The organism is Streptomyces sp. NPDC047971 (genome assembly GCF_040653355.1).
Taxonomy (GTDB): Bacteria; Actinomycetota; Actinomycetes; order Streptomycetales; family Streptomycetaceae; genus Streptomyces.
Genome location: NZ_JBEZNW010000009.1, coordinates 43787 through 69257, shown reverse-complemented (window position 1 = coordinate 69257; position 25471 = coordinate 43787). Strand labels below are relative to the sequence as shown.

Annotated in this window: 25 protein-coding genes; 6 read left to right on the top strand and 19 right to left on the bottom strand. The window is 72.0% G+C overall.

The window, feature by feature from the left end; translation table 11 throughout:
• Positions 1-144: 144 nt before the first annotated feature.
• Together AB0D99_RS11810 and AB0D99_RS11805 are read right to left on the bottom strand one after the other, a co-directional pair.
• A complete protein-coding gene (locus tag AB0D99_RS11810; protein ID WP_362359236.1) occupies positions 145-684 on the bottom strand; it encodes a Clp protease N-terminal domain-containing protein in 540 nt (179 codons plus the stop codon).
• Positions 684-893 carry a helix-turn-helix domain-containing protein gene (locus AB0D99_RS11805; RefSeq protein ID WP_362359234.1) on the bottom strand — a complete coding sequence of 70 codons (210 nt, stop codon included), beginning with the start codon at positions 891-893 and terminating at the stop codon, positions 684-686. The genes AB0D99_RS11810 and AB0D99_RS11805 overlap by 1 nt, the downstream gene beginning before the upstream one ends.
• Positions 894-1165: 272 nt before the next feature.
• Here AB0D99_RS11805 and AB0D99_RS11800 point away from each other — a divergent pair, with 272 nt between their 5' ends.
• The 3 genes from AB0D99_RS11800 to AB0D99_RS11790 all read left to right on the top strand — a co-directional run bounded on the left by AB0D99_RS11800 (position 1166) and on the right by AB0D99_RS11790 (position 6323).
• A complete protein-coding gene (locus tag AB0D99_RS11800) occupies positions 1166-1789 on the top strand; it encodes a DsbA family protein (RefSeq protein ID WP_362359232.1) in 624 nt (207 codons plus the stop codon).
• 185 nt (positions 1790-1974) lie between these two features.
• Positions 1975-5529, top strand: coding sequence for a hypothetical protein (locus AB0D99_RS11795; RefSeq protein WP_362359230.1), 3555 nt, complete (start codon positions 1975-1977; stop codon positions 5527-5529).
• A gap of 122 nt (positions 5530-5651) precedes the next feature.
• The gene (locus tag AB0D99_RS11790; RefSeq protein ID WP_362359228.1) at positions 5652-6323 is read left to right on the top strand and encodes a hypothetical protein; all 672 of its coding nucleotides are present in this window, start codon (positions 5652-5654) and stop codon (positions 6321-6323) included.
• A gap of 58 nt (positions 6324-6381) precedes the next feature.
• Here the strand turns inward: AB0D99_RS11790 and AB0D99_RS11785 are convergent, their stop codons facing one another.
• From AB0D99_RS11785 to AB0D99_RS11715, 15 genes are all read right to left on the bottom strand, one after another.
• The gene (locus tag AB0D99_RS11785) at positions 6382-6885 is read right to left on the bottom strand and encodes a hypothetical protein (RefSeq protein WP_362359226.1); all 504 of its coding nucleotides are present in this window, start codon (positions 6883-6885) and stop codon (positions 6382-6384) included.
• Positions 6886-6917: 32 nt separating this feature from the next.
• A complete protein-coding gene (locus AB0D99_RS11780) occupies positions 6918-7766 on the bottom strand; it encodes a sirohydrochlorin chelatase (protein WP_362359224.1) in 849 nt (282 codons plus the stop codon).
• A gap of 1 nt (position 7767) precedes the next feature.
• Positions 7768-8664, bottom strand: a complete 897-nt coding sequence (locus AB0D99_RS11775) for an ABC transporter permease subunit (RefSeq protein WP_362359222.1) — start codon at positions 8662-8664, stop codon at positions 7768-7770.
• On the bottom strand, positions 8651-9445 hold the full coding sequence (locus AB0D99_RS11770) for an ABC transporter ATP-binding protein (protein ID WP_362359220.1): 795 nt from the start codon (positions 9443-9445) through the stop codon (positions 8651-8653). The genes AB0D99_RS11775 and AB0D99_RS11770 overlap by 14 nt, the downstream gene beginning before the upstream one ends.
• Before the next feature lie 34 nt (positions 9446-9479).
• Entirely contained in the window at positions 9480-10586 is a 1107-nt protein-coding gene (locus tag AB0D99_RS11765) for an aliphatic sulfonate ABC transporter substrate-binding protein (RefSeq protein WP_362359218.1), read from the bottom strand.
• 202 nt (positions 10587-10788) lie between these two features.
• Entirely contained in the window at positions 10789-12135 is a 1347-nt protein-coding gene (locus AB0D99_RS11760; protein WP_362359216.1) for a GTP-binding protein, read from the bottom strand.
• 2 nt (positions 12136-12137) lie between these two features.
• Entirely contained in the window at positions 12138-13073 is a 936-nt protein-coding gene (cysD, locus tag AB0D99_RS11755; protein ID WP_362359214.1) for a sulfate adenylyltransferase subunit CysD, read from the bottom strand.
• Positions 13070-13636 carry an adenylyl-sulfate kinase gene (gene cysC / locus AB0D99_RS11750; RefSeq protein WP_362359212.1) on the bottom strand — a complete coding sequence of 189 codons (567 nt, stop codon included), beginning with the start codon at positions 13634-13636 and terminating at the stop codon, positions 13070-13072. Before cysC ends, cysD begins: the two co-directional genes overlap by 4 nt.
• On the bottom strand, positions 13636-14343 hold the full coding sequence (locus AB0D99_RS11745; protein ID WP_362359210.1) for a phosphoadenylyl-sulfate reductase: 708 nt from the start codon (positions 14341-14343) through the stop codon (positions 13636-13638). Before AB0D99_RS11745 ends, cysC begins: the two co-directional genes overlap by 1 nt.
• Positions 14340-14519: a hypothetical protein gene (locus tag AB0D99_RS11740; RefSeq protein WP_362359208.1), complete on the bottom strand. Its 180-nt coding sequence runs from the start codon at positions 14517-14519 to the stop codon at positions 14340-14342. Before AB0D99_RS11740 ends, AB0D99_RS11745 begins: the two co-directional genes overlap by 4 nt.
• Positions 14516-16213 carry a nitrite/sulfite reductase gene (locus AB0D99_RS11735; RefSeq protein ID WP_362359205.1) on the bottom strand — a complete coding sequence of 566 codons (1698 nt, stop codon included), beginning with the start codon at positions 16211-16213 and terminating at the stop codon, positions 14516-14518. Before AB0D99_RS11735 ends, AB0D99_RS11740 begins: the two co-directional genes overlap by 4 nt.
• A 126-nt stretch (positions 16214-16339) precedes the next feature.
• Entirely contained in the window at positions 16340-16423 is an 84-nt protein-coding gene (locus AB0D99_RS11730) for a putative leader peptide (RefSeq protein ID WP_317453974.1), read from the bottom strand.
• A gap of 118 nt (positions 16424-16541) precedes the next feature.
• The gene (locus tag AB0D99_RS11725; protein WP_362359203.1) at positions 16542-17111 is read right to left on the bottom strand and encodes a GNAT family N-acetyltransferase; all 570 of its coding nucleotides are present in this window, start codon (positions 17109-17111) and stop codon (positions 16542-16544) included.
• 79 nt (positions 17112-17190) lie between these two features.
• Positions 17191-18510, bottom strand: coding sequence for a GAF domain-containing protein (locus AB0D99_RS11720; protein ID WP_362359201.1), 1320 nt, complete (start codon positions 18508-18510; stop codon positions 17191-17193).
• Between the two features lie 291 nt (positions 18511-18801).
• Positions 18802-20439 (bottom strand): acyl-CoA dehydrogenase family protein, encoded by a 1638-nt coding sequence (locus tag AB0D99_RS11715; RefSeq protein WP_362359199.1) that lies wholly within the window; start codon positions 20437-20439, stop codon positions 18802-18804.
• A 17-nt stretch (positions 20440-20456) separates the two neighbouring features.
• On the opposite strand from AB0D99_RS11715, the gene AB0D99_RS11710 reads away from it, so the two are divergent.
• Complete coding sequence (locus AB0D99_RS11710) at positions 20457-21572, top strand: YihY/virulence factor BrkB family protein (RefSeq protein ID WP_362359196.1); 1116 nt, start codon at positions 20457-20459, stop codon at positions 21570-21572.
• Positions 21573-21592: 20 nt separating this feature from the next.
• Here the strand turns inward: AB0D99_RS11710 and AB0D99_RS11705 are convergent, their stop codons facing one another.
• On the bottom strand, positions 21593-23023 hold the full coding sequence (locus tag AB0D99_RS11705; RefSeq protein WP_362359194.1) for a hypothetical protein: 1431 nt from the start codon (positions 23021-23023) through the stop codon (positions 21593-21595).
• Between the two features lie 106 nt (positions 23024-23129).
• On the opposite strand from AB0D99_RS11705, the gene AB0D99_RS11700 reads away from it, so the two are divergent.
• Entirely contained in the window at positions 23130-23864 is a 735-nt protein-coding gene (locus tag AB0D99_RS11700) for a helix-turn-helix domain-containing protein (RefSeq protein WP_362359192.1), read from the top strand.
• Here the strand turns inward: AB0D99_RS11700 and AB0D99_RS11695 are convergent.
• Complete coding sequence (locus tag AB0D99_RS11695; RefSeq protein ID WP_362359190.1) at positions 23801-24199, bottom strand: VOC family protein; 399 nt, start codon at positions 24197-24199, stop codon at positions 23801-23803. The genes AB0D99_RS11700 and AB0D99_RS11695 overlap by 64 nt on opposite strands.
• A 147-nt stretch (positions 24200-24346) precedes the next feature.
• On the opposite strand from AB0D99_RS11695, the gene AB0D99_RS11690 reads away from it, so the two are divergent.
• Positions 24347-25465 carry a sulfite oxidase gene (locus AB0D99_RS11690; protein WP_362359187.1) on the top strand — a complete coding sequence of 373 codons (1119 nt, stop codon included), beginning with the start codon at positions 24347-24349 and terminating at the stop codon, positions 25463-25465.
• Positions 25466-25471 lie beyond the last annotated feature (6 nt).

Below are 25471 nucleotides of genomic sequence, written 5' to 3'. Positions count from 1 at the left end.
GACGCTGGCGGAGTCCAGCGGGTGCTGGCCCTCTTCGGCGGTGTCGATGATGTCCTCCTCGTCGGCCTCGGCCTCGTGCGGAGAGGCTTTCAGCTGGGGGTGGCCCCCGTCCAGCTTCTCAAAGATCGCCGGACGGGGGGCCGTCTAGCCGAGGGCGCGCTCCACCGCCGCGTACGTGACACCGTGGTCCGCCAGGGTCTCGGCGACGACACCGGGCCGTGCCGTGAGGGCGAGGAGGAGGTGCTCGTCGCCGATCGCCTTCTCGCGGCGGCCGAGACAGACGCGCAGGGACCGCTCCAGCACCCCTTTCGCCTCGGTGGTGAAGGGCCGGTGCCCGGAGCGGCGGACCCGCTCGTCGCGGTCGTCGGCGAGTGCGCCCGGGCCGTGCGCCTCCTCGACCCGGGCGACGATCTCGGTCACGTCGATCCCGAGCCCCGCCAGCGCGTCCGTGTCCGCCTTGGACAGCCCGCCCCGCCGCCGGGCGTCCGCGAGAGCCGCCTCCAGCGACGCGCGCCGGTCCGTCGCTCCGAGGGCCCGCAGGACGAAGGACGCCTTGGTGTCCTCGGCGTCGAGGATCGCGAGCAGCAGATGCTCCTCGGTGACGACGGGGGCGCCCTGCCGTTCGGCCTGGAGCACCGCCCCCTTCACCACCGCCCTGGCCCCCTTCGTGAAGCGTTCGAACATCAATGCCTCCCGTGCTTCTTGTGGACCGCCTGGCGGCTGACGCCCAGCTCCGCGGCGATCTCCTGCCACGACCAGCCCTGGGCGCGGGCGCTGCGTACCTGAGCGGCCTCCAGCTGTTCGAGGAGCCGCCTCAGTGCGGAGACGGCGCGGAGCCCGACCCGGGGGTCGCGATCACCCGCCCGCTCGGCGAGATCGGTTGCATCGGTCATGATGTCAACCTACGTTGACACTTCTCGCGTGTCAACCATGGTTGACACGCGAGGGCGGCGGGGACCTGGGGCCCTGCCGGGCGGGGCCGCCGGCGAGTCCGTGGAGGAGGGGCCGTTCGAGCGTCGCGAGGCGGAGATCGCCACCGGGCTCGCCCCTCTCCGAGGGCGCGGGCGCACGCCGCGACGATCATGGACGGCGGCCGGAAGTGGCCCAGTTGACGGAGTCGCGATTGGACCGCCACCGACGGCCGCCTGCTGGCTACGCTCCTGCCATGACCACCGAAACGCAGCCCAGGACCGTCGTCGACTTCTACTTCGACCCCGCATGCCCCTTCGCCTGGATCTCCTCCCGCTGGATGCTGGAGGTCGAACAGCACCGGGACATCGAGCTGCGCTTCCGGGTCATGAGCCTGTACTTCCACAACGTCGGCAACGAACTGCCCGAGTGGTACCGGGAGCTCGTCGACAAGTCCATCGGCCCGGTGCGGGTGGCGGCAGCGGCGGCCGAGAAGCACGGCGACGAGGTCCTGCGCCCCCTCTACACCGCGTACGGCAACCGCATCCATCAGGAGAAGCGGAAGGACTTCGACGCGGTCGTCGCCGAGTCCCTGGCGGAGCTCGGCCTGCCCGCCGAGCTCGCCGAGGCCGCGCACGACGCCACCTACGACGAGGCGGTCCGCCGCAGCCACGACGCCGGCAAGGACCCGGAGGCGGACGGCTACGTCGGCACCCCCACCATCCATGTCGACGGCACGGTCTGGTTCGGCCCGGTCCTGCGCGCCATCCCGCGCGGCACGAAGGCGGCCGAGCTCTTCGACAGCTTCCGGGTCCTCGCCGGACACTCCGACCTCTTCGAGCTCAAGCGCACCAGGACGGGCGGACTCGACTTCGGCTGAGCACGCGGGCTGTCGCGATTCTTCAAGAGCGCGGAAGTCCCGCCGTCCGCCCGCAGGGCGTCGCGAGCCGGGCGAGACCTTCCGGACACGACCTGGGACCCACAGGGCCCGTCGCACTGTCAGTGCCCCGTGCTGGAATGCTCTTCGTCGCCCCGACACATGATCGAACCGGGGGAAGGGGAGCCATGTCCCGTACGTCCGCGAGCCCTGCCGGACTGCGCCGTCTGATCGTCGAGTTGACCGACGACGCCCGCCCCGGCGAGGACCCGTCGGTCCCGGGCGAGCCGGGCGGCCGCCACGCCGTCACCCTGGTGCGCTCGACCCGTCCCGCCCGCACTCTCACCCGCCATCTCGTCGGCACGCCCCCGCCGGCGAGTGAAGCCGCCCTGCTGCTGGCGGCCTTGATCGAGCGTCACCTCGCGGGGGCTCCGAAGCGGTGGCGCCGGCTCCACGACGCACTCGGTACCTCCCCCCACACGCTGCCGGAGCTGCTCGCCGATCTGCCCGAGCCGCGTGAGGGCGCCGACCGCCTGCCACCGAGGTCGGTCCCCGACACGCTCGCGCTGCTCCTGGAGCTGACGCCGCACGAGGAGGCGGCTGCCGCGCTCACCGCGCTGCCCGACCGGACGGTGGAGACCGTGCTCGCGGGCGGCACCCTGCCCGGCCCGGCACTGACCCTCGCCGTCACCCGCCATGGCGACAGCCGGACACGCGCCGCGCTGGCCCGGCACCCCCGGATCGACGCACGCGCCCTCAAGCAGCTGCTCGGCGCCGAGGATCCGACGGTGTACGCGGCCGTCTACCGCAACAACCGCTGCACCCCGTCCCTCCGCCGCGCGGTCGTCGACGCCCACGCCCGGAGCCGGGTCCTCCTGGACCCCACGCTCAGGGCCGAACTGCTCTCGTCGGCCGGCGCTTCCTCCCGCAGCCGCACGGCACCGCTGCTCGGCAGCGGGGATCCGCCACTGGTCGCCCAGGCGTTGGCCTGGGGGGTGCGCAAGGTGGCGCAGCGCCACGCACTCCTGCGGGTCCTGGAGTGCCGGGGCGCCGACGCCGTCCGCACCATGCTCGCCGACCCGGCCGTCGTTCCGTACGTGCATGCGGAGATCCGGGCCGAGGTCACCGCCGCGCTCGACGCACCCGACGCCGCGGCCAGGCTGCGCGCCGCGGGCGAACCGTACGAGGACCCGGCGACACTGCCCCGGCTCCTCGGCGTCAGCCGTGGCACCAGCACCCTGCGCGACCTGCTCAACGAGCCGTACGCGCACGACTTCCGGGCACTGGCGGCGGCGAACCGGAAGACTCCCTTCATGCCGAAGGCGGCGGAGGAGCTGATCCGCCACGAGGACGCCACGGACGCGGAGCGCGCGCAGTTCCAGCTGACCCTGCTCAACGCACCCTGGCGGGCGGGCGGACGGATCGCCGGGAACCTCACTCCACCGGCCGTGCGCCTCGCCGAGGAAGAGCTGGACGAGACGGCAGCGGACTGGGCCGTCGGCATGGTGGCGGCAGGACGACTGGACCCGGTCGAGCTCATCGCCCTGGCCCGGCCGGCGGTCCGCGGCCTGGAGGCGCTCCACGCCGTGGCCCAGCGGGACCCGCGGGCCGACGCCGCGCGCGAGGCCCGCGACCTGCTCGCCGACGCGTACCGGGAGAGCGTCGCGACCGGGCCGCACGCCGAGGAGGCACTGCTGCGGGCCCTCGCCGCCCACCGGGGCACGCTGAGCGAGGCCGTGCGGGACGCGGGCGCCGCCGACGGGCCGTCGAGCGACCGGCCGGCGCCGACCCGGGACACGGGCACCACACCCGCGGCGGTCGCGGATCCGCCCGGGGAGCCCGCCCCGGGCCCGGTGGGCGAGCGGGGGCGGGCCGCCCTCGGCGCGATCGATCTGCTGCGCTCGCTGGCCGGGCCGGGCACCGCCCCGCTCCCGGACGACCCGGCGGTCCTGCGTCACCTGTCCGCCCACGACGTGGCCGACGTGCCCGGCCGGCGGCACCCGGACTGGCTGGCTGAGGCGTGCCTCGCACAAGGGCTGACCGACCTGGCGCACCGGTGTGAGGCCCCCACCCGCGAGGAGGTCCACCGCCGGCTCGCGGAGACGCCCGAGCTCGCTCCGCTCGCCCGCATCGCCGAACGGGCCTATCTGCACGGCATCGTGTCGGCCGACGATCTGCTGCACCACCTGCCGGCCGCCCACCTGCTGCTCGTGCCCCACGACTGGAGGGGCCTGGCCTTCCTCACCGCGTGGCGGCGCGCCCTCGCCCGGTACCTGGAGCGCGAACTCGGGACCGACGCGGACGCCTGGCTGCGGCTCGCCGCCACCGCACGGCGGTCGATGGCGACGGACGGGGACACCGCGATCAGCTGGCCCGGACTGCTCGCCCGGTCACGCCTCGACAACGACACGACCGCCGCCGACACGCTCCACCAGGCGCGCACCCCCATCGGCAGGGCGTCCACCTTCGCGCCCACGGAACCGCCCACCTCGCCCGGGACGGCGGTGAACCTCCTCGCCCGTGGCAACCACCTGTGGGCGTGGCCGCTCGGCACCCTGCTCCGCGAGGCACGGCCCGACGCGCTCGCCGCGATCATGCCCCGCCTCGGCCCCGACGGCCCGTGGATGCTGGCCGCCCACCTCCTGCGGTCCACGCCTACCGCGCGGACGCCCCTCGACCACCTGCTGCGGCACCGCGACCGAGGCGCCCTGAAGGTGCTCTCGGAGCAGTCCCGGTGGCTCGACGACGCCGCCCTGCACCGCCTCGTCGACCTCGCCGACCCCGACGTGGACCTGGCGCTGCTGCGCACCCACGTCGACCTCGCGGTACGCCGACGCATCGCCGCACGACCGGGTGTCCTCGCCCCACGGCTCGCCGCCGACGTGCGGGCCGACCCGCTCGCCGAACTCCCCGGCGGCCGTACGGCCTGGCTCGAGTCGGCCGAACCCGCACTCATCGAGCTCGTCTTCGAGAGGGCGGGCAAGCACCTCACCCTGGCCCAGCAACTCGTCGGCAGCCTCAACCTGCTCCGCCACGGCGGACGTCGGCGACTGGCCGCACTCGTGGAGAGCGGACGGCTCGGGGCCGCCGCCACCCGGTTCTGTCAGAAGGCCCTGACCACCGACGACCCCGCCGCACCCCTCGCGGCCCGGGCCGCGAGGGAACTGACGGCGGACCGCCTCGCCAAGCGGCTGCGCCGGGCGCGGGGCCACTGGCAGACCCAGGACATCCTCGACAGCACCCCGGGCCCCGTGCCGTGGCAGGCCCTGGAGGCCGAGCACGCCGAGGACCCCATCCCCTTCTGGGAGCAGGTCGTCCGCCACCCCACGGCACCGCACGCGTTCAGACTTCGCAACGCGGCGCACCTCCACGGACTGTCGGTCACCACCCCGTTGGGCCCGGAGCTGACCGTGGCGCGCGCCCGGCACGGCGTCGGAGGGCACGCGCGCTCCCCGGTGGACGCCCTCCTGGACCATCTCCTGAGGACGGGACAGCTGACCGGTCGGGACCTCGTCCACGAGGTCGCCCCCGCGGCGGTCGTGCTGAGCTGTCTCAACCGCGCCCGCCGCCGTGCGGACGCGCCCGAAGCGGTCCACGTCGCGCTGGCGGAGGTCGCCCGGCTCGTGACCGAGCGGCTCGGCCACGACACCGGCGCCTGGCAGCGCGTCCATGCCCGTCTCACCGCACCGGCGGACGACAGGAGCGCCGCCGTCGCCGTACCCGAGCTCCTGTCCGTCGGCTGACGTCCGCGTCGGCACGTCAGCCGACGTACCCGAAGCCGTCAGCCTGCGAGCAGTCGCCGGGCCGTGAGGGCGACCCCGGCCCGGAGCCGTGCGTGGCGAGGCGGCGAAGAGGTCATGGCCCTGTGAGCGGCGGCGTGCGCTGGAGCCTGTCCGGCACTCTGCGCGCACGTACTCTGCCGGAATCCGGCATGACGGGAGCCGATGACGCCGCCGTAGCGTGGCGGGCACATCCGGTGCGGTTCCGGCCGGTCGGCACAGAGCGGAAAGAGGGTGCGATGTTCTCGGTGGTCTGGGGGGTGTTCGCGACGGCCTTGGGCTGGACCGTTGCATCGGACTTCCGGGGAGCCGCCCATCGCTTCCACGCGTTGTCCCACGCGGTCGTGCCCTTCGGCGGTGCCCGCGCGACCTACCTGGGCGTCGGCTTCTTCCGCCTGGCGGCAGGGGTGTTCGCTCTGGCCGGTCCGGTCGTCCTGGTCAGCGGGCTCGTGGAAGTGTGGCATGGCGGGGTAGGGCCGGACGGTCCGCTTCCGATCCCCGTCTGGTTCGTCGTGGCCGAAGCGATCGTCGTCGGTGCCGTCCTCTGGAGAACCTGGCGGTGTTCCGGAGTGCTGCGCCGCGAGTGGGATGCCGGCCACGGCCCGCGACGTGCTGCCGTGGCCGGGGTCACGGCAGCAGCGGCCGCCTTCGTCGTGATGTCGGGCCTCGGCCAGGGAACATGGATGACGGCCTGCTGGTCGGTCGGTGGCCTGTGTGGGCTCGTGCTCTTGCTGGGCGAGCCCACGGATAGGCCGTAGAACACCGGATCGGCGCCCGCGGCTCGTCGCACTCCTGGCCAGGTCATGAACCGACAGGTCAACCGCTGACGGCTCGGCAGGGTTCGGCCGGCTCCACGCGCGCGTTGTCGATGTAGAGATACCGTCCACCGTGCTCCGAGCACTTCAGGCCGACGGAGATGCGCCGCACCACATCGTCCTGGCCGAGCACGACGGCGACGGCCACGTGAAACAGCATGGTCCCGGTGGAACATCTGAAGTAGTCCGAGGGTGACGTCGAAGGAAGCGGGGCGGTGGACGCGACGAGTCTCCACGGAAAGGCTGCAGTCTTCAGGGGAAGGGTCTGAGGGTCGCCGCCGTCCCACACACCGATCGCCAGGAGACATCCCACGCAGTAGCAGTCCCCCGCCCACACCTGGAACTCGTCCACACCATCCGAACCGCAGTACCCACAGGCCACCGGCACGGTCACGACGTGCTCGCCGGTCCCCGCAGGTGTGGCCCGCGCCACCAGCGACACCAAGTCGGCGTCGCCCGCTCCCGGTTCGACCGACTCCGCGTCGCATCCGCCGCCGTGTTCCATTCCCGGATCTTCGCACGGGCGGTTTCCGGGCCTTAGCCCGCCCGTGACCTCAGGGTCTCCGCCCGGAGCGTCTCCGGCAGTTCGCCGGCCGTCGGCGCGCACTGCTGCTCGTACCTCTCGACCAGCAGCCGCGCCAGCTCCGCGGACGGGCCGAGGACGTCCGCCAGGTGGTCGGCCTCGGCCGAGCCCGCGACGATGCGGTCCGGCAGCCGGCCGGGGGCGATGACGTACGGGGCGACCGCCACGCGCCGCAAGCCGTCGGCGCGCAGCGCGCGGACGGCGTCCTCGGTCCGCGGGAGTGATGCGGAGGCGAACGCAGGCCGCACGGAGCACCAACCGGTGCGCCGCAGCTCCCGCGCCGTTTCTGCGATCGCTGCGATCGCCTCCGGGTCCGTGGAGCCCGCCGAGGCCAGGACGACCCCGGTCGAGCGCTTGTCGCCGGGCGTCAGCCCGGCCTCGTACAGCCGTCGTTCCACCGCCGCGATCAGCAGCGGCGAGGGGCCGAGCACCTCCGCGCGGCGGATCCGCAGGGCGGGAGGGGCCTGGCGCAGGACGGCGGGGATGTCGGCCTTCGCGTGGAAGGCCCGGGTCAGCAGCAGCGGCAGGGCCACCACCTCCCGCACCCCTTCGGCCGGGAGACGGTCCAGGACCCCCGGTACCGACGGCAGGTTGAAGTCCAGGAACGCCGTCTCCACGCGAAGGCCGGGCCGCAGCGACCGGACACGGCGCACCAGCGCGTGCACGGTCGCCGCATGCCGCGGATCGCGGCTGCCGTGCGCGATGACGAGAAGGACAGGCGCGAGGGGGGCTCCTCCGGACGGAGCCTGGGGGAGCTTCCTCGACAGGGTGGTGGTGGGCGACGGGCGGGCGGCGGCGGTCATGTCAGCTCTTCACCAGCAGGCCGCGACGGCGCAGCACCGCGCGCTCCAGCGGGCTGAAGATCAGCAGGTCGATGGCGACACCGACCAGCAGGATGAGGATGATGGCGAGGAAGATCCCCGGCATGTCGAAGTTGTTGCGGCCGTTCTCCAGCAGCTGTCCGAGCCCCAGGCCGAGGTCGGGCGAGGAGGCGATGATCTCGGCGGCCATCAGCGAACGCCAGGAGAACGCCCAGCCCTGCTTCAGACCCGCGAGATAGCCCGGCAGCGCGGCGGGCATCACGATGTGCCAGGCGCCCTTGAGCCCGGTGGCACCCAGGGTGCGGCCGGCCCGCAGGAAGAGCGGCGGGACCTGGTCGACACCGGCGACCAGGCCGTTGGCGATCGACGGCACGGCGCCCAGCAGGATCACGGCGTACATCATCGAGTCGTTGAGGCCGATCCAGAGCACGGCCGGGGCGACCCAGGCCACGGACGGCAGCGACTGCAGTCCCGCGAGGACGGGCCCGATGGCGGCCCGGACGAACTTCACCCGGGCGACGAGCAGACCCAGCGGGGTGCCGATCGCGAGCGCCATGAGGAAGCCGAGCAGGGCGCGCGACACGCTGGTCCAGAGCACTTCGAGAAGCGTGCCCTCCAGCCACATGGTGGTCACGCTGTCCCACACCGCGGACGGCGCCGGCAGCTTGGACTCGTCGGTGACCTTGGCCAGCACCAGCAGCTGCCAGACCACGAGCACCAGCACGACGGCGATGACGGGAGGCAGCACCTTGCCGGTGAGGACCTCGCGCACCGGGGTGCGGCGGACCTGCACCGCGTCCAGCGCGTCGAGCCCCGCTTCAAGACCCGCCAGGTCGTCGGCCTTGGCGGCCGTCGTGGTGGTCGTATCAGTGCTGGCCATGACGGCGGATCTCCCCACGCAGTTCTTCGGTGATCTCGACGGACAGTTCCGCCACGGCGGCGTCCTCGATGCGGCGCGGCTGCGGAATGTCGATGGTCCACTCCCGGGCGATCCGGCCCGGACGGGACGACAGCAGCACCACGCGCTCGGCCAGCCGCACGGCCTCACGCACGTTGTGGGTGACGAACAGCACCGACAGCCTGGTCTCCCGCCAGATCCGGGTCAGCTCGTCGTGCAGCACGTCACGCGTGATCGCGTCGAGCGCCGCGAACGGCTCGTCCATCAGCAGCAGATCGCTGGCCTGGGCGAGTGCCCGGGCCAGCGCCACACGCTGGCGCATGCCGCCGGACAGCTCGTGCACCCGCTTGTCGTACGAGCCGGAGAGCCGTACGAGTTCGAGCAGCCGCTCCGCCTCCGGGCGGCGCTCGGCCTTCGGGACCCCGCGCAGCCGCAGGGCCAGTTCGATGTTCTTGCCCGCGGTCAGCCACGGGAAGAGGGCGTGCTCCTGGAACATCAGGGCCGGCCGGCCGCCGGGGGTCTCGATGGACCCCGCGGACGGCCGGTCGAGCCCGGCGACCAGGTTGAGCAGGGTGGACTTTCCGCACCCCGAGGCCCCCAGGAGGGTGACGAACTCGCCCGGAGCGACATCGAGCGAGATGTCGTCGAGGACGAGCTGCCCGCCGGTGGGTCCGCCGAAGGACTTCGAGACATGCTCGATACGGGCGGCATGCGTCACCGCCGAACGGTCCTCGGCCTTGGCGAGCGTCGCGGTCGTGGCCATGGTCGTCACCTCCTGGGTATGCGCTGCGGACTTGTTACTTGACGCCGAGTCCGGCGTCGGACGCCTCGGGCTGCCCTGCGGCCTTGAGGACCTTGTTGAGCGGCTTCAGGTCGTAGATGCCGGCCAGGTCGGGCTGCTTGAGCAGACCGGCCTTCACCGCGTGGTCCGCCTGGGCCTGAAGCGTGGCGGCCAGCGGGTCGTTGGTGAACGTGATCGACGGCCAGGCACCGTCGATGACCTTGGCGCCCAGCGGCTTGCCGGTGAGCTCCTTGAGCTTGGCGTTCGCCGACTCCTTGGCCTTGGCCTGGTTGGCGTTGATCCACTCGTTGGTCTTCACCGAGCCGCGCAGCACCGCCTCGACGACGTCAGGGTGCTCGGTGAGGAACTTCTGCGACACGATGATGTTCGTGATCACGAACTTGTTGTCGGGCCACAGCGTGGACTCGTCGAGCAGGACCTTCGCGCCCTCGCTGACCAGCTTCGACGCGGTCGGCTCCGGCACCCAGGCGCCGTCGATCGAGCCGGACTTGTAGGCGTCCGGGGTCACCTTGTTGTCCGTGCGGAGTACGGAGACGTCGCCCTTGCCGCTCTGGGCGTCGACCTTCCAGCCCTTCTCCGAGATCCAGTTGAGGAAGGCCACGTCCTGGGTGTTGCCGAGCTGCGGAGTGGCGATCCTCTTGCCCTTGATGTCGTCGAGGGTCTTGATCTTCGCCGGGTTCACGACCAGCTTCACACCGCCGGAGGCCGAACCGGCGATGATGCGCAGGTTCTTGCCCTTGGACTTGCTGTAGCCGTTGATCGCGGGGGAGGGGCCGATGAAGCCGATGTCGATCGAATCGGCGTTCAGCGCCTCGATCTCGGAGGGGCCGGCGTTGAAGGTCGAGACCTTCAGCTGCGTGCCGCCCAGCTCCTTCTGGATGATGCCCTCCTGGTCGCCGACCAGGGCGGTGGCGTGCGTCAGATTCGGGAAGTACCCGAGCCGGACCGTGTCGGCCGAGAGCTTCTCGCCCTCGGCGGCCACCTTCTTCTCGTCGTTCTTGGCCTGTGAGCCGTAGCCGCAGGAGGCGAGCGCGCCGATCAGCAGTGGCAGAGCCGCGGCGGCGGCGAGTGAGCGGCGCAGGGTGGTACGGGAGGCAGGCACTGAAGTGATCCCCTCAGGGTCTTCGAAGTCTTCTTCGTCTATGTCGTTCGGAGTGGAGCGGGTGGAGCGCAATCGCGCCGCGTACGCGGCGCACCGGTGTCAGCACGCACATCGCGCGACACCTCCGCGGCCCGCGCCGAGGGCGCCGGAACCCACCCGGCCCCCCTCCTTGGCGAAGGTGCTGTAGACGTCGATGTTCATCTCAGAAGTCCCACCCTTCGTCGTCCGTGGTCTCCGTGCCGGCCGCCGCCGTGGCGCCGGCGAAAGCCTCGCCCGCCATGCCGGCCGCGAGCGTGGTGCCGTCCGCCGGGTCGATGAGCAGGAACGATCCGGTACGGCGGGAGTCGGCGTACGCGTCGAGCGCGAGCGGCTCGGCGGTACGGACCTTGACCCGGCCGATGTCGTTGGCGACCAGCTGCCCCGGCTCGGGGTGCTGGGAGAGGTCGTCCAGGGTCAGCCGGGACGGGATCTCCTTGACGATCGCCTTGACCGTGCGGGTCGTGTGCTTCAGGAGCACCCGCTGCCCGACGGTCAGCGGCTGGTCCGCCACGTGGCAGACCGTCGCCTCGACGTCCTTGCTGGTCGCCGGGGCGTCACCGCTCGGGGCGAGGAGGTCGCCGCGCGAGATGTCGATGTCGTCGGCGAGCCGGATCGTCACCGACTGCGGGGCCCAGGCGATGTCCACCGACTCGCCCAGCGCGTCGATCGCCGTGATCGTGGAGGTCCGGCCCGAGGGCAGGACGGTGATCTGCTCGCCGACCCGGAAGGCACCGGCCGCGATCTGCCCGGCGTAACCCCGGTAGTCCGGGTGCTCGGCGGTCTGCGGGCGGATGACGTACTGCACCGGGAAGCGCGCGTGGCAGGCCGTCAGGTCGTGGCTGACCGGGACCGTCTCCAGGTGCTCCAGGACGGTCGGACCGCCGTACCAGTCCATGTTGGCGGAGGGCTCCACCACGTTGTCGCCGGCCAGCGCGGAGATCGGGATCGCGGTGATCTCCGGGACGCCGAGCTCGGAGGCGTACCGCGTGAACTCCTCGGCGATGGCGGCGAAGACGGGCTCCGCGTAGTCCACGAGGTCCATCTTGTTCACGGCGAGCACCACGTGCGGCACGCGCAGCAGGGCGGCGACGGCCGCGTGGCGGCGGGTCTGCTCGACCACGCCGTTGCGGGCGTCGACCAGCACCACGGCCAGCTCGGCGGTGGAGGCGCCGGTGACCATGTTGCGGGTGTACTGCACGTGGCCGGGGGTGTCGGCGAGGATGAACCGGCGGCGGGCGGTGGCGAAGTAGCGGTAGGCCACGTCGATGGTGATGCCCTGCTCGCGTTCGGCGCGCAGGCCGTCGGTGAGCAGTGCCAGGTCGGGTGCCTCCTGGCCGCGCTTGAGGGAGGCGGCCTCGACGGCCTCCAGCTGGTCGGTGAGGACCGACTTGGAGTCGTGCAGGAGGCGTCCCACCAGGGTGGACTTGCCGTCGTCGACGGAGCCGGCGGTGGCGAAGCGCAGCAGGGTGGTGGCCGCCACGTCGGCGAACTGCTCGGTGGTGCTCGTCATGGCTAGAAGTACCCTTCGCGCTTGCGGTCTTCCATCGCGGCCTCGGACATCTTGTCGTCGGCGCGGGTCGCTCCCCGCTCGGTGAGGCGGGAGGCGGCGATCTCGGCGATCACGGCGTCGAGCGTGGTCGCGTCGGAGTCGACGGCGCCCGTGCAGGACATGTCACCGACGGTGCGGTAGCGGATGAGCCGCGTCTCGACCTGCTCGGACTCCTTCGGGCCGCCCCACTCGCCGGCCGTCAGCCACATGCCGTTGCGGGCGAACACCTCGCGCTCGTGGGCGAAGTAGATCTCGGGGAGTTCGATCTTCTCCCGCTGGATGTACTGCCAGACGTCGAGCTCGGTCCAGTTGGAGAGCGGGAAGACCCGGACGTGCTCGCCGGGGGCGTGACGGCCGTTGTAGAGCTGCCACAGCTCCGGTCGCTGGCGGCGCGGGTCCCACTGCGAGAACTCGTCGCGCAGCGAGAACACCCGCTCCTTGGCGCGGGCCTTCTCCTCGTCGCGTCGGCCGCCGCCGAAGACGGCGTCGAAACGGTGCTGCTGGATCGCCTCGGTCAGCGGCACCGTCTGGAGCGGGTTGCGCGTCCCGTCGGGACGCTCGCGCAGCTTCCCGGCGTCGATGTACTCCTGCACGGAGGCGACGTGCAGCCGCAGCCCGTGCTGGGCGACGACGCGGTCGCGGTAGGCGAGGACCTCGGGGAAGTTGTGCCCGGTGTCGACGTGCAGCAGCGTGAACGGCACCGGGGCCGGCGCGAACGCCTTGAGCGCCAGGTGCAGCATGACGATCGAGTCCTTGCCGCCGGAGAAGAGGATCACCGGCCGCTCGAACTCGCCCGCCACCTCACGGAAGATGTGGACGGCCTCGGACTCGAGCGAGTCCAGGTGCGACAGCGCGAACGGGCTGTCGGTCTCCTCGTGAACGTGGGCAACGGTGGTCACGCCAGTCCCCTCTCGGTGAGCAGCGCGTGGAGCTGCGCCGCGGACTCCTGCACGGTCTGGTTCTGGGACTCGATCCGCAGATCGGGGTTCCGCGGCTCGTCGTACGGGTCGTCGACCCCGGTCAGGCCGCTGAGCTCGCCCGCGGCCTGCTTGGCGTACAGCCCCTTCACATCGCGTACGGAGCACACGTCCACCGGAGTGGCGACATGCACCTCGACATAGGGGGTGCCCTCGGACTGGTGACGCTTGCGGACGGCCTCGCGGCTGTCCTCGTACGGGGCGATGACCGGGACCAGGACCTTCACACCGTTCGCGGCGAGCAGCTCGGCGACGAAGCCGATCCGCTGCACGTTGGTGTGCCGGTCCTCGCGGGTGAAGCCGAGGCCCGCGGAGAGGAACTCGCGGATCTCGTCGCCGTCGAGCACCTCGACGCGGTGGCCGTCGCCGCGCAGGGTGGCGGCGAGTTCGTACGCGATCGTGGTCTTGCCGGCGCTCGGCAGGCCCGTGAGCCAGATGGTGGCACCGGTCACGTGATTCTCCTGGGAGGTCTCTGTGGTGGTCATCAGCCGTGCAGCCCGCATTCGGTCTTGGTCCGGCCGGCCCAGCGGCCGGCCCTGGCGTCCTCGCCCTCGGCGACGCGGCGGGTGCAGGGCGCGCAGCCGACGGAGGCGTAACCGTCCATGAGGAGCGGGTTGGTGAGGACGCCGTGCTCGGCGACGTAGGCGTCGACGTCGTCCTGCGTCCAGCGGGCGATGGGGGAGATCTTGACCTTCTGGCGCTTCTCGTCCCAGCCGACGACCGGGGTGTTCGCCCGGGTCGGGGACTCGTCGCGGCGCAGCCCCGTCGCCCACGCCCGGTAGGCGGTCAGGCCGTCCTGGAGCGGCTTGACCTTGCGCAGGGCGCAGCACAGGTCCGGGTCGCGGTCGTGCAGTTGCGGACCGTACTCGGCGTCCTGCTCCTCGACCGACTGGCCCGGGGTCAGGGTGATGACGTTGACGTCCATCACCGCGTCCACCGCGTCGCGGGTGCCGATCGTCTCGGGGAAGTGGTAGCCGGTGTCGAGGAAGACGACGTCGACTCCGGGCATGGCGCGCGAGGCGAGGTGGGCGACCACGGCGTCCTCCATGGAGGACGTGACGCAGAAGCTCTTGCCGAAGGTGTCGGCCGCCCAGCGCAGGATGTCCAGTGCGGAGGCGTCCTCCAGCTCACGTCCCGCCTGCTCGGCGAGCGCCTTCAGGTCGGTCGCCCCTGCGGTCTGAGTCGTCGTCATATCGGTTCCCCTCCAGTGGAGTTGCTCGAAGTGCCGGGGGCGATGAGCCCCAGGAACTTCAACTGGAAGGCTCGACTGCACGCCCGGCATTCCCAGGCGCCGTGCCCGTTCTCGTGCGGGAAGAGGTCCTCGTCGCCGCAGTACGGGCAGTAGAAGGGCGCGGCACGCTCGCTCATGAGAGGGCCTCTTCCGAGGCGCGCGCCGCCCACGTGGCGAAGCGCTCGCCGTCCTCGCGCTGCTCCTGGAAGCGCGTGAGGACCCGCTCGACGTAGTCCGGCAGCTCGGCCGAGGTGACCTTCAGGCCACGCACCTTGCGGCCGAAGCCGGCCTCCAGACCGAGGGCGCCGCCCAGGTGGACCTGGTAGCCCTCGACGCGGTTGCCGTCGTCGTCCAGGACCAGCTGGCCCTTGAGACCGATGTCCGCCACCTGGATACGGGCGCAGGCGTTGGGGCAGCCGTTGATGTTGATGGTGATCGGCTCGTCGAACTCGGGGATGCGGCGCTCGAGCTCGTCGATGAGGGAGGCGCCGCGCGCCTTGGTCTCGACGATCGCCAGCTTGCAGAACTCGATACCGGTGCAGGCCATCGTGCCGCGCCGGAACGGCGAGGGGTTGACCCGCAGGTCCAGGGACTCGAGGGCGGAGACGATCGACTCGACCTGCGCCTCCTCGATGTCCAGGACGATCATCTTCTGCTCGGCGGTGGTGCGGACCCGGCCCGAACCGTGCGCCTCGGCGATCTCCGCGATCTTGGTCAGCGTGGTGCCGTCGACCCGGCCGACGCGCGGCGCGAAGCCGACGTAGTAGCGGCCGTCCTGCTGCTTGTGGACGCCGACGTGGTCGCGCCACTGGCCGGCCGGCTGCTCGGGAGCGGGCCCGTCCGTCAGCTTGCGCTTCAGGTACTCGTCCTCCAGGATCTGGCGGAACTTCTCCGGGCCCCAGTCGGCGACGAGGAACTTCAGGCGGGCGCGGGTGCGCAGCCGGCGGTAGCCGTAGTCCCGGAAGATCGAGATGACGCCCTCGTAGACGTCCGGGACCTCGTCGAGCGAGACCCAGGTGCCCAGGCGCACGCCCAGCTTGGGGTTGGTGGAGAGGCCGCCGCCGACCCAGACGTCGAAGCCGGGGCCGTGCTCCGGGTGGTTCACGCCGACGAAGGCGATGTCGTTGATCTCGTGCGCCACGTCGAGCAGCGGCGAGCCCGAGACGGCCGACTTGAACTTGCGGGGCAGGTTGGAGAAGTCCTTGTTGCCCACGATCCGGCGGTAGATCTCGTCGATGGCGGGAGTGCCGTCGATGATCTCGTCCTCGGCGATGCCGGCGACGGGGGAGCCGAGGATGACGCGCGGGGTGTCACCGCAGGCCTCGGTCGTCGACAGGCCGACGGCCTCCAGACGGTTCCAGATCTCCGGGACGTCCTCGATGCGGATCCAGTGGTACTGGACGTTCTGCCGGTCGGTGATGTCGGCGGTGCCCCGCGCGAACTCCTGCGAGATCTCGCCGACGACCCGCAGCTGCTCGGTCGTCAGCCGGCCGCCGTCGATGCGGACCCGGAGCATGAAGTACTCCGCGTCCAGCTCCTCCGGCTCCAGGACGCCCGTCTTGGTGCCGTCGAGACCTTCCTTGCGCTGGGTGTACAGGCCCCACCACCGCATACGGCCGCGCAGGTCGTTGGGGTCGATGGAGTCGAATCCACGCTTGGAGTAGATCGTCTCAATACGTGTCCGCACATTGAGACCGTCGTCGTCCTTCTTGAACTGCTCATTGCCGTTCAGCGGGGTGAAGTGCCCCACGGCCCACTGACCCTCGCCACGGTGACGGCTCACCTTGCGGCGGGGCGTTGCGGGTGCGGGGTTTTCCGGGGTGGCGGCCATGGCGTTTCGTCCTTCGGGACTGCGGGAGGGCGGCTCTGACCTGCACACTCGTGCTCAGGTCGGAGGATGGCGCGACGGTGCGCAGTGATGGTTCAGAAAAGGGGGATCGCGGCGGTGCTGGTTCTCTCAGCGCGCCGGACACATGGCGCTGGACATGCGGCCGAGGTCGACGTGCCGCCGACTCACCAAGGCAATTCCAGTTCCAGACATGACGGAAGCGTGTCACGGGACTTTGGACCCAGTCCAGCTTCGTCCGGAATGTGGACACGACCGTCCCGCATCGCGAGACGGTGTGCCGTGGGTCACTTTCGGGGAGGGGTGGAGCGGCTCAGGCGTGGGCGCCGGGCCAGGGGCCGGGCGTCTCGGACTCCTCCACCTCCTCCACCTTGGTGTCGAAGAGCCGGAAGCCCCGCCGCAGATAGTTGTCCATCGCGTGCGGTCCGTCCAGTGAGCAGGTGTGGAGCCACACCCGGCGCGTCTCCTCCCGGCCCGGCCAGCGGTCCGCCAGGTCCCAGGCGCGCCGCACGCCGTACGACAGCAGGTGGCCGCCGATCCGGCGCCCCCGGAAGGCCGGGATCAGACCGAAGTAGACGATCTCGACGACGCCGTCGTCCTGCGGGTCGAGCTCGACGTATCCGGCCGGTGTCCCCCGGTCGTACGCGACCCAGATCTCGGCCCCCGGCTTCTCGACGATCTCCAGCCACTGCTTGTACGTGAGCGCCAGCCGGTCGTTCCAGCGGATGTCGCCGCCGACCGCCGTATAGAGGAAGCGGCTGTACTCGGGCGAGGGCACCTCGGCCCGCTCGATCCTGACCTCGTCGCCCTCGGGGGCGGGAGAGGGACGGAGGTCGGACGGCGCGGTCTGTTCGAGGGACCAGGTGGTGAGAGTGATGCTCATACGTCCATCGCATCATGCGGAGCGCCCGGCGCCCACAGGGGTCCCTCCGGCAGGCACCCCGACCGGGCCGCGGCGGCGGTCACACCCGCGCCGGCCCCGTGCGGGAGGTCCGGACCGCCGGGGCCGTCGAGTGGGGGAGGAGGTCGGCCGGGTGGGCCGGGGCGATGATCTCGACCTCCACCTCCTCGCTGAAGCGGTACGGACGGTGCGCCAGCACGCTCGCCAGATTCCGGCGGACCCGCGACATCTCCGCCCGTACCGTCACCGTCCTCGTCCGGTCGCCGAACACGTCCTCGGCGAGCTCCGCCGCCGTGCGCCCGTCCCGGTGCCTGGCCAGGACGTACAGCAGCTCGGCGTGGCGCGGGCTCAGCTCCTGCGTCCAGCTGCCCGCCGCCCCCGACACCGCCACCGTCCAGCGGCGCGGCCGGCTCAGATCGAGCACCACCCGGCTCGCCGCCCGCGCGTCCGCGGCCACCGTCCGCGTCTCCTCCTCCACCCGCAGCAGCCAGCCGCCCGGCAGGGGCTCCACCGCGCACATCCCCAGCGACGGCAGCCAGGAGCGCCCCGCCCGGAACGCCTTCGGCAGCGCGAGCCGGTCCACCGGCGCCATCCCGGTCACCGCCGCCGTCCAGCCGTGCGTGTCCACCGCGATGGCCCGCCCGCCCACCCGGCACAGAATCGGCGCGGCCACCGAACGCAGCCGCTCGATCGAGCGCAGATGACGCTCCCGCATCTCCGCCTCGGCGAGCTGCGCCACCGAGCCGACCAGCGCCAGCGTCGCCGGGTGGAAGCTGGACGCCGGGCCGCTCACGTCCACGATCCCCAGAAGCCGCTGGTCACGCGGATCGTGGACCGGCGCCGCGGCACAGGTCCAGTTGTGGAGCGTCTGGACGTAGTGCTCGGCCGAGTGGACCTGGACGGCCCGGCGCATCGCCAGCGCCGTCCCCACCGCGTTCGTGCCGGTGGTGTGCTCGGTCCAGGCCGCGCCCTCCTCCAGACAGATCCCGTTGGCCTGCCGCAGTACCGAGGCGTTGCCCTCCCGCCACAGCACCCGGCCCTGCTCGTCGGTGACCACCATGATCTGCATCGAGGCGTCCGCGATCCCCGCGAGCCCGGCGCTCAGGGTGCGCATGACCTCGCCGAGCACCGTCGACCGCCGCCGCTCCTCCAGCTCGTCGCGCTGGAGCAGCACACTGCTCGTGCTCCGGTCCGGGTCGAGACCGAGCCGGAACATCCGCTGCCAGGACGCGTCGATGACCGGGCGGGGCGCGATCGGAGGCGTGCGTCCGGCCAGCGTCGCCTCCCGGACCCGGTGCAGCAGACGGGTCGCCTGCGCGGCGTCCATGGCGGACAGTCGCTTCATGTCGAGCCGAGTGTCGTTCAGCTGAGTGTTCTTCATCGGTCTCCCCCAGCCACCGCAGTGCTGTATCGGTTCTGCCGCGTTCCCGGGTCGTGGTGCCCATCGTGCCGCTCCGCGCCGTCCGCCCGAGCGCGTTCCGGGCAATCCTGCAACCCTTTGCAACTCTGGCCGCAACCGCTGTCGTACACGAGGGTGGTGCGAGCAGAGGGTGGTGCCGTGTCGGCGCAGCACCACCCTCGGCTTTTTCGCGCGTGCCCGCCTTTTCCCGGTCCACCCCTGGTGTCCGCGGCTCGGCTTCGCCCGCGCGCGCCGGAGCGCGCGCCCGGGAGTTCAGGCCGCCACGCGCGCCCTCTCCACCACCGCCCGCAGATCCAGTGTGGTCGGCAGCGTCCCGAACGCCGAACCCCCGTCGCCGCCCAGCCGCGAGGCACAGAACGCGTCCGCCACCTCCGGGGGAGCCCACCGCACCAGCAGCGAACCCTGCAGCACCAGCGCCATCCGCTCCACCAGCCGGCGCGCCCGCCCCTCGATCCCGTCCAGATCGGCCAGTTCCGTCAGCATCCCCTTGATCGCCCCGTCGAGCCGGTGGTCGGCGCCCCGCGCCCTGCCCACCTCCGTCAGGAACGCGTTCAGGGCCATCGGCTCCCTCTGCAACGCGCGCAGCACATCCAGCGCCTGCACGTTGCCCGAGCCCTCCCAGATCGAGTTGAGCGGGGACTCGCGCAGCAGCCGCGGCAGTCCCGACTCCTCCACAAAGCCGTTGCCGCCCAGGCACTCCAGGGCCTCCACCACCATCGGCGTACACCGCTTCGTCACCCAGTACTTCGCCGCCGGTACGGCGATCCGCAGGAAAGCGTGTTCCGCCTCCGTGCCGGCGTCGTACGCCGCGGCCAACCGCATCCCGAGCACCGTCGCCGCCTCCGACTCCAGCGCCAGATCGGCCAGCACATTGCGCATCAGCGGCTTGTCGAGGAGCGGACCGCCGAACGCGCCCCGGTACGCGCAGTGGTGCGCGGCCTGCGTCAGCGCCTGCCGCATCAGCGCCGCGGAACCCAGCACACAGTCGAGCCGGGTCGCCGCCACCATGCCGATGATGGTGCGGACCCCGCGCCCCTCGTCCCCGACCCGGCGCGCCCACGTCGTCCCGTCGAACTCCACCTCGGCGGAGGCGTTCGACCGGTTCCCCAGCTTGTCCTTGAGCCGCTGGATCGCGAACGCGTTGCGCGTGCCGTCCTCCAGCACCCGGGGGACGAGGAAGCAGCTCAGCCCCTCCGGTGCCTGCGCCAGGACCAGGAAGCCGTCCGACATCGGCGCCGAACAGAACCACTTGTGCCCGGTCAGCACGTACTCGCCGGCCCCCGAGACCGGCCGCGCCTCGGTCGTGTTCGCCCGTACGTCGCTGCCGCCCTGCTTCTCCGTCATCCCCATCCCGAGAAGCGCCCCCGACTTCCCGCCGGGCGGCCGCAGCCCCGCCTCGTACACGTGCGAGGTCAGCAGCGGCTCCCAGACGGCGGCGAGCGCCGGATCCGTCCGCAGCGCGGGCACCGCGGCATGGGTCATCGACAGCGGGCAGCCGTGCCCCGCCTCCGTCTGCGTCGCCAGCACGAAGCCGGCCGCCCGCCGCACATGACCACCCGGACGGCCCCACGCATCGGTCAGACCCGCACCCACCGAGCGCCCCAGGAGCCGGTGCCAGGCCGGATGGAACTCCACCTCGTCGATCCGGTTCCCGTACCGGTCGTGCGTCCGCAGCCTCGGCGGGTTCTCGTTCGCGAGGGCCCCCCACTGCTGCGCCTGCGCCGACCCGACGGACCGGCCCTGCGCCACGAGCTCCTCGCACGCTTCCGCGAAGACCTCCGGCGGCAGATGGCGCTCGACGGCCTCGGCCAGAGCCCGGTCGGACGTGTACGCGTCGTATCCCACCAGGGGCGGAGCCTGGTTGGTCACTGTGTGGGTGGTGGCTGCCATGCCGATACGGTAAGGAGGTGCAGGCAGCAAACGAAACACCCGAGCGGCGGCCCCGGGGCAGACTCCACCGGGCGCGAGTCCTCTACCGCAACGTCTCCAAGCGGAAGATGGTCTGGCTGCTCCTGAAGGACACCGTCAACTCGTGCATCGAGTACCGCATCCTCGGCCTCGCCGCCGAAGCGGCCTTCTTCACCCTGCTGTCGCTTCCCCCGCTGCTGCTCGGTCTGATCGCCCTCCTCGGCTACGCCGACGACTGGACCAACACCGACACCGTCGCCAGCATCCAGGAGAACATCCTCCGCGCCGCCGGAACGGTCCTCTCCGACCGGGGCGTACGGGACATCGCCAAACCCCTCCTGGACGACGTCACCCAGGGCAAACGCCCCGAGCTCATCTCGCTCGGCTTCGCCATCGCCCTGTGGTCCGGCTCGCGCGCCGTGAACGTCTTCATCGACACCATCACGGTGATGTACGGGCTCGACGGCCACCGGGGCATCGTCAAGACCCGGCTGCTCGCCTTCCTGCTCTACCTCGTGGCGCTGGTCATCGGCGCGGTCGTCCTGCCGCTCGCCGTCGTCGGCCCGGACCGGGTAGTCGAGCTGATCCCGTGGGGCACGGAAGTCGTCGCCGTCCTCTACTGGCCGGTCGTCATCCTGCTCTCCATCGCCTTCCTGACGACGCTGTACCACGTGTCCGTCCCGGTCCGGTCCCCGTGGATCGAGGACATTCCCGGGGCGCTGGTGGCCCTCGGGATGTGGGTGCTCGGCAGCTTCCTGCTGCGGATCTACCTGACCAGCCAGGTCGAGGGCCCCACCATCTACGGCTCGCTCGCCGCGCCCATCGCCGTGCTGCTCTGGATCGGCATCTCGGCCTTCGCCGTGCTCGTCGGGGCGGCCGTGAACGCGGCGATCGACCGCGTCTGGCCCTCCGTCGCCACCGCCGCGGCCCGCGAGGCCAGCGACCGCGCCCGCGCCGCCCAGGCCGCCGACCTCGTCGCCCGGCTGCGCGCGGAGGCGGACGACGTCGACGAGGACGACCCGGACATGCCGTCGGAGTTCCCCGAGCGCTGGTCCCGGTTCCTGCCGCCGGACGACGTCAAGTCGCGCCTGCACTCCGGCTGGGAGAAGGACTAGGACGTCGGGGGAGCGGGGTCTCAGGCAGCGGTCTTGAGGACCGTGGCGAAGGGGATGACGACGGTTCCGGTCAGGATCGTCTCGACCCCGTACCTGTCGTCGGGGTCGAGGTTCAAGCCGGACACCTTCCCGTGGTCGTTGAGCGGGGAGACGGCCGCGTACATGTCCGAGTCCTCGCCCAGGAGCCGGATCGCCACGACGTAGCGCTGTTTCCGCGTCACGTTGATGATGTTGTTGTTGTGGGTCAGCTCGCCCATGTAGAAGACGTAGTTCCCGCACTCCCGCGGACACTCGACCATGTCCGTCTCCCCCTCCCACCAGGAGTACAGGGGATGCACGAACGCGTCGTCGACCCGTCCGCGGTCCTTCCTCAGCACGGTGATGTCCCCGTCGACCTCAAGACTCTCGTAGTCGGCCCCCTTGGGCACCTGCACCACGACGCTCTCGACCTGGCCCGTCCCCGGATCGAACCAGTCCCCGGGATCGACGATCAGCCCCGTCGCGAGCAGACGCCGCGTCGGCAGTCCGGCGTAGAGCTCACTGTCCGCCGTCTCCTCCACGTCCGCCGTGGCCCCGGCGAGCTCCCGCGCGCCGTCGGTGAACTCCGAGGTCCTCCCCTTCACCCAGAACACGCTGCCGATGACGTTGACGGGCACCTTCCCGGTGTTCTGCAGGGAGAAGGTCACCGGGACGTGGATCACCGGCTCCCGCGGATCCAGCTCCGGCTTGCCGAACTCGGCGCTGAGGGTGACCTGGACGTGCGCCGCGTAGGGCTGGTACGCCGCCGAATAGGCGAAGTTCGCGGCGGCCAGCAGGGCGGTCGCGAGCACACCCGCGGCGACCTTCCTGGGGTGCGGGATGCCCTGCCACGCCCTCTCCCGGATGACGATCCAGGTCGCCCAGACCGCCCAGACCGACAGCGGCATGTACGTGAAGGCCCAGGGGGTGAACTCCCGCTCCTCGAACCAGAGGGTCAGGAGCATGGTGTGGACCTGCAGCGCGATGAGCACGCCCATCAGGACCAGCAGCCCGGAGTACCGGATGTTCCGCTTGCCCCAGTAGTCCCGCACGGCGAGGGCGGCGGCCAGCTGGAGCAGGCCGGCGAGGAAGAAGAGGAAGCCCGTCACCCGTGACGCGAAGGTCAGCGCCCCGAAGGCGTCCTCGCTGCCGACGATGATGAGGACGGCCCCCGACATCACGAGGCCCGCCGCCATGACGGCGGCCGTCGCGAGTCTGGCGCGCTTCCGGTCGGGCCAGGTGTCGCTGCCGGCTTCGCGCCAGCAGATCAGCGCGCGGTCGTCGAGGTCCATGTCCGCCGGGAAGCCCTCGCGGACGAGGATCTCCCGCAGTTCGCGCGCCGACCACGCCGCGCCGACCACCTGATCACCCAGGCGGACCGATCGCAGTCCGCGCTTGTCCGGTGGTGCCACGACCACTCTGGGCAGGTGCATGACTCCAGCTTCGGCCTCGGCGTGTCGCGGCGCCCGCCCTGGTACGCCGACCGGGCGTGACCTCCCGGTATCCCCGGGCCCGGTCCGGCCGACTACCCTCGGCGGGGTGTACGAGGAACGCCCCGCGCGCCTGGACGGCGCCGTCCTCTGGACCCTGACACCCCGGGTCGGCGCGCCACCCGTGCCCGTGCTGCCCGACGGCTGCATGGACGTCATCTGGAGCGACGGCCGACTGTTCGTCGCGGGACCCGACACCTTCGCGTACGTCCCCGAGGGCGCGGCGCGCCGCCACACCGGCATCCGCTTCGCGCCCGGTGACGCGCCCGCGCTGCTCGGGGTGCCGGCGAGCGAGCTGCGCGACCGGCGGGTCGAGCTCGGGGAGCTGTGGGGCGGGGCGACGGCGCGGCGGCTCGGCGAGCGGATCGCCGAGGCGTCCGACCCCATGGCCGCGCTCGACGCCCTCGCCCTGCGCCGGGCCTCCGACGCGCCGGCCCCCGACCTGCTGCTCCGTGCCGTCGTACGGCGGCTCCGGGCGGGCCGACCGGTGGCCGAGACGGCCGAGGCCGTCGGACTCGGGGCCCGGCAGCTGCACCGGCGGTCACTGGACGCCTTCGGTTACGGCCCCAAGACCCTGGCGCGGATCCTGCGCCTCCAACGCGCGCTCGCCCTGGTCAGAGCGGGGATGCCGTACGCCGAGGCGGCACTCGCCGCGGGCTGCGTCGACCAGGCCCACCTCGCGCGGGAGACCCGCGCGCTGGCCGGTACGACGCCGTCCGCCTACGCCTCGGACTGGGCGAAGAGGGAGACGCCGCAGCCGTCCGGGTCGAGCACGACGGCATAGCGCTGACCCCACACGGCGTCCCACGGCTTGAGATGGCCGCGGTATCCGGCGGAGACCAGCGACTCGTAGACGGCGTCGACGTCCCGCGGAGAGTCGCAGCGGAACGCGAGCCCGATCCGGTCGCCGCCCCGGGGACGGGACCAGCCGGGATCGAAGGAGGCGATGACCTCCTCGGTGTCCCAGGCGATCCGCATCCCGCCGGGCAGGTCGGCTTCCACATGGGGAGCGGTGTCGGACTCGACGGGGATCTCCAGGCCGAGCCGGCGGTAGAAGGCGAGTGAGGCCGCCATGTCGGAGACGACCAGGCCGATGACGTCGAGACGTGGTGTGTTCATGGGTGCACCGTAGGCGGAGAGGCCCGCGCGGGTCTTGGACGAATCGGACGCGGACCGCCGTCACGGGGGCACCCCCGCTCTCGGCCTCGTGGGGTGGCCCGGCCGGACGTACGCTGGAACGGAACCGTGCCCGACGGAGGTGCCGTCATGACCGCATCGGCCATTCCCCGGGGGCCCGGTGCGACCGTCTGGACGCCCGAGACGGTGACCACCGACCCGTACAACGCCCAGACGCCGAGGGCCGCGCTGACCGAGCGCGTCACCCCCGCGGACGCGCTGTTCGTACGGGACCACTTCGGGGTGCCCCGTACGACGCTCTCCGACTGGAGACTGCGGATCGGCGGGGCGGTGACCGCACCGGCCACCCTGGACTACGCGGAGCTGCTCGCACTGGGGCGCCTCGGACGCCGGGAGTTCGACGTCGTCCTGGAGTGCGCGGGCAACGGCCGCGCACTGATGAGCCCGCGCCCGCCGGGACTGCCCTGGGACCAACGGGCGGTCGGCTGCGCCCGGTTCGGCGGCGTTCCCTTCCATCTCGTCGTCGAGCGCGCCGGCGTCGCGCCGGAGACGGTCGAGTTCGTCTTCGCCGGGGCCGACGCCGGAAGAGCGCGCGGCCGCACGGCCGCCTTCGAGCGGAGCCTCCCGCTCGCCGAGGCCCTGCACCCCGACACCCTCCTCGCCACCCACATGAACGGCGAGCCGCTCCCTCCCGAGCACGGGGCCCCGGTGCGCCTCGTGGTCCCGGGCCGGTACGCGGTCGCCGACGTGAAGTGGCTCGTGGAGGCGAGGGCCGTCACCGAACCCTTCACGGGCGTCTTCCAGGCGGAGGAGTACGTGTACGTCACCTCGCGGGGCATCCCGGACGGGCCGGTCGCCGCCATCCGGGTCAAGTCGTTCATCAGCCGGCCCGAGCCGGACGACGACCTCAGGCGCGGCACGCAGACCGTCGTCCGCGGCCGGGCGTGGTCGGGTGCCGGACTGGCCGTGGGGCGGGTCGAGGTCCGGGCCGAGCACGAGGACGAGGACCGCCCCGGAGAGGAGCCGGCCGGCGAAGGGGACTGGCACGACGCCGACCTGGAGGAGCCCACCGGACCGTACGCCTGGACGGGCTGGTCGTACCGGTGGACACCCCGGAGACCCGGACGGTACCGGCTGCTGGCCCGGGCGACCGACGCGCGCGGCGACACCCAGCCGCCACGGGCGCCGTGGAACGCCCAGGGATACGGCTGCAATCCGGTGGCGGCGGTCGACGTGGTCGTCGTCTGAGGCGAT

Coding starts and splice junctions, on each gene's coding strand:
- AB0D99_RS11735 (WP_362359205.1), bottom strand. CDS start 16,213: ATGGCCGCCACCCCGGAAAACCCCGCACCCGCAACGCCCCGCCGCAAG.
- AB0D99_RS11705 (WP_362359194.1), bottom strand. CDS start 23,023: ATGCACCTGCCCAGAGTGGTCGTGGCACCACCGGACAAGCGCGGACTG.
- AB0D99_RS11740 (WP_362359208.1), bottom strand. CDS start 14,519: ATGAGCGAGCGTGCCGCGCCCTTCTACTGCCCGTACTGCGGCGACGAG.
- AB0D99_RS11780 (WP_362359224.1), bottom strand. CDS start 7,766: ATGACCGCCGCCGCCCGCCCGTCGCCCACCACCACCCTGTCGAGGAAG.
- AB0D99_RS11785 (WP_362359226.1), bottom strand. CDS start 6,885: ATGGAACACGGCGGCGGATGCGACGCGGAGTCGGTCGAACCGGGAGCG.
- AB0D99_RS11730 (WP_317453974.1), bottom strand. CDS start 16,423: ATGTCTGGAACTGGAATTGCCTTGGTGAGTCGGCGGCACGTCGACCTC.
- AB0D99_RS11695 (WP_362359190.1), bottom strand. CDS start 24,199: ATGAACACACCACGTCTCGACGTCATCGGCCTGGTCGTCTCCGACATG.
- AB0D99_RS11810 (WP_362359236.1), bottom strand. CDS start 684: ATGTTCGAACGCTTCACGAAGGGGGCCAGGGCGGTGGTGAAGGGGGCG.
- AB0D99_RS11745 (WP_362359210.1), bottom strand. CDS start 14,343: ATGACGACGACTCAGACCGCAGGGGCGACCGACCTGAAGGCGCTCGCC.
- AB0D99_RS11800 (WP_362359232.1), top strand. CDS start 1,166: ATGACCACCGAAACGCAGCCCAGGACCGTCGTCGACTTCTACTTCGAC.
- AB0D99_RS11775 (WP_362359222.1), bottom strand. CDS start 8,664: ATGGCCAGCACTGATACGACCACCACGACGGCCGCCAAGGCCGACGAC.
- AB0D99_RS11805 (WP_362359234.1), bottom strand. CDS start 893: ATGACCGATGCAACCGATCTCGCCGAGCGGGCGGGTGATCGCGACCCC.
- AB0D99_RS11795 (WP_362359230.1), top strand. CDS start 1,975: ATGTCCCGTACGTCCGCGAGCCCTGCCGGACTGCGCCGTCTGATCGTC.
- cysC (WP_362359212.1), bottom strand. CDS start 13,636: ATGACCACCACAGAGACCTCCCAGGAGAATCACGTGACCGGTGCCACC.
- AB0D99_RS11715 (WP_362359199.1), bottom strand. CDS start 20,439: ATGGCAGCCACCACCCACACAGTGACCAACCAGGCTCCGCCCCTGGTG.
- AB0D99_RS11720 (WP_362359201.1), bottom strand. CDS start 18,510: ATGAAGAACACTCAGCTGAACGACACTCGGCTCGACATGAAGCGACTG.
- AB0D99_RS11725 (WP_362359203.1), bottom strand. CDS start 17,111: ATGAGCATCACTCTCACCACCTGGTCCCTCGAACAGACCGCGCCGTCC.
- AB0D99_RS11760 (WP_362359216.1), bottom strand. CDS start 12,135: ATGACGAGCACCACCGAGCAGTTCGCCGACGTGGCGGCCACCACCCTG.
- AB0D99_RS11690 (WP_362359187.1), top strand. CDS start 24,347: ATGACCGCATCGGCCATTCCCCGGGGGCCCGGTGCGACCGTCTGGACG.
- AB0D99_RS11770 (WP_362359220.1), bottom strand. CDS start 9,445: ATGGCCACGACCGCGACGCTCGCCAAGGCCGAGGACCGTTCGGCGGTG.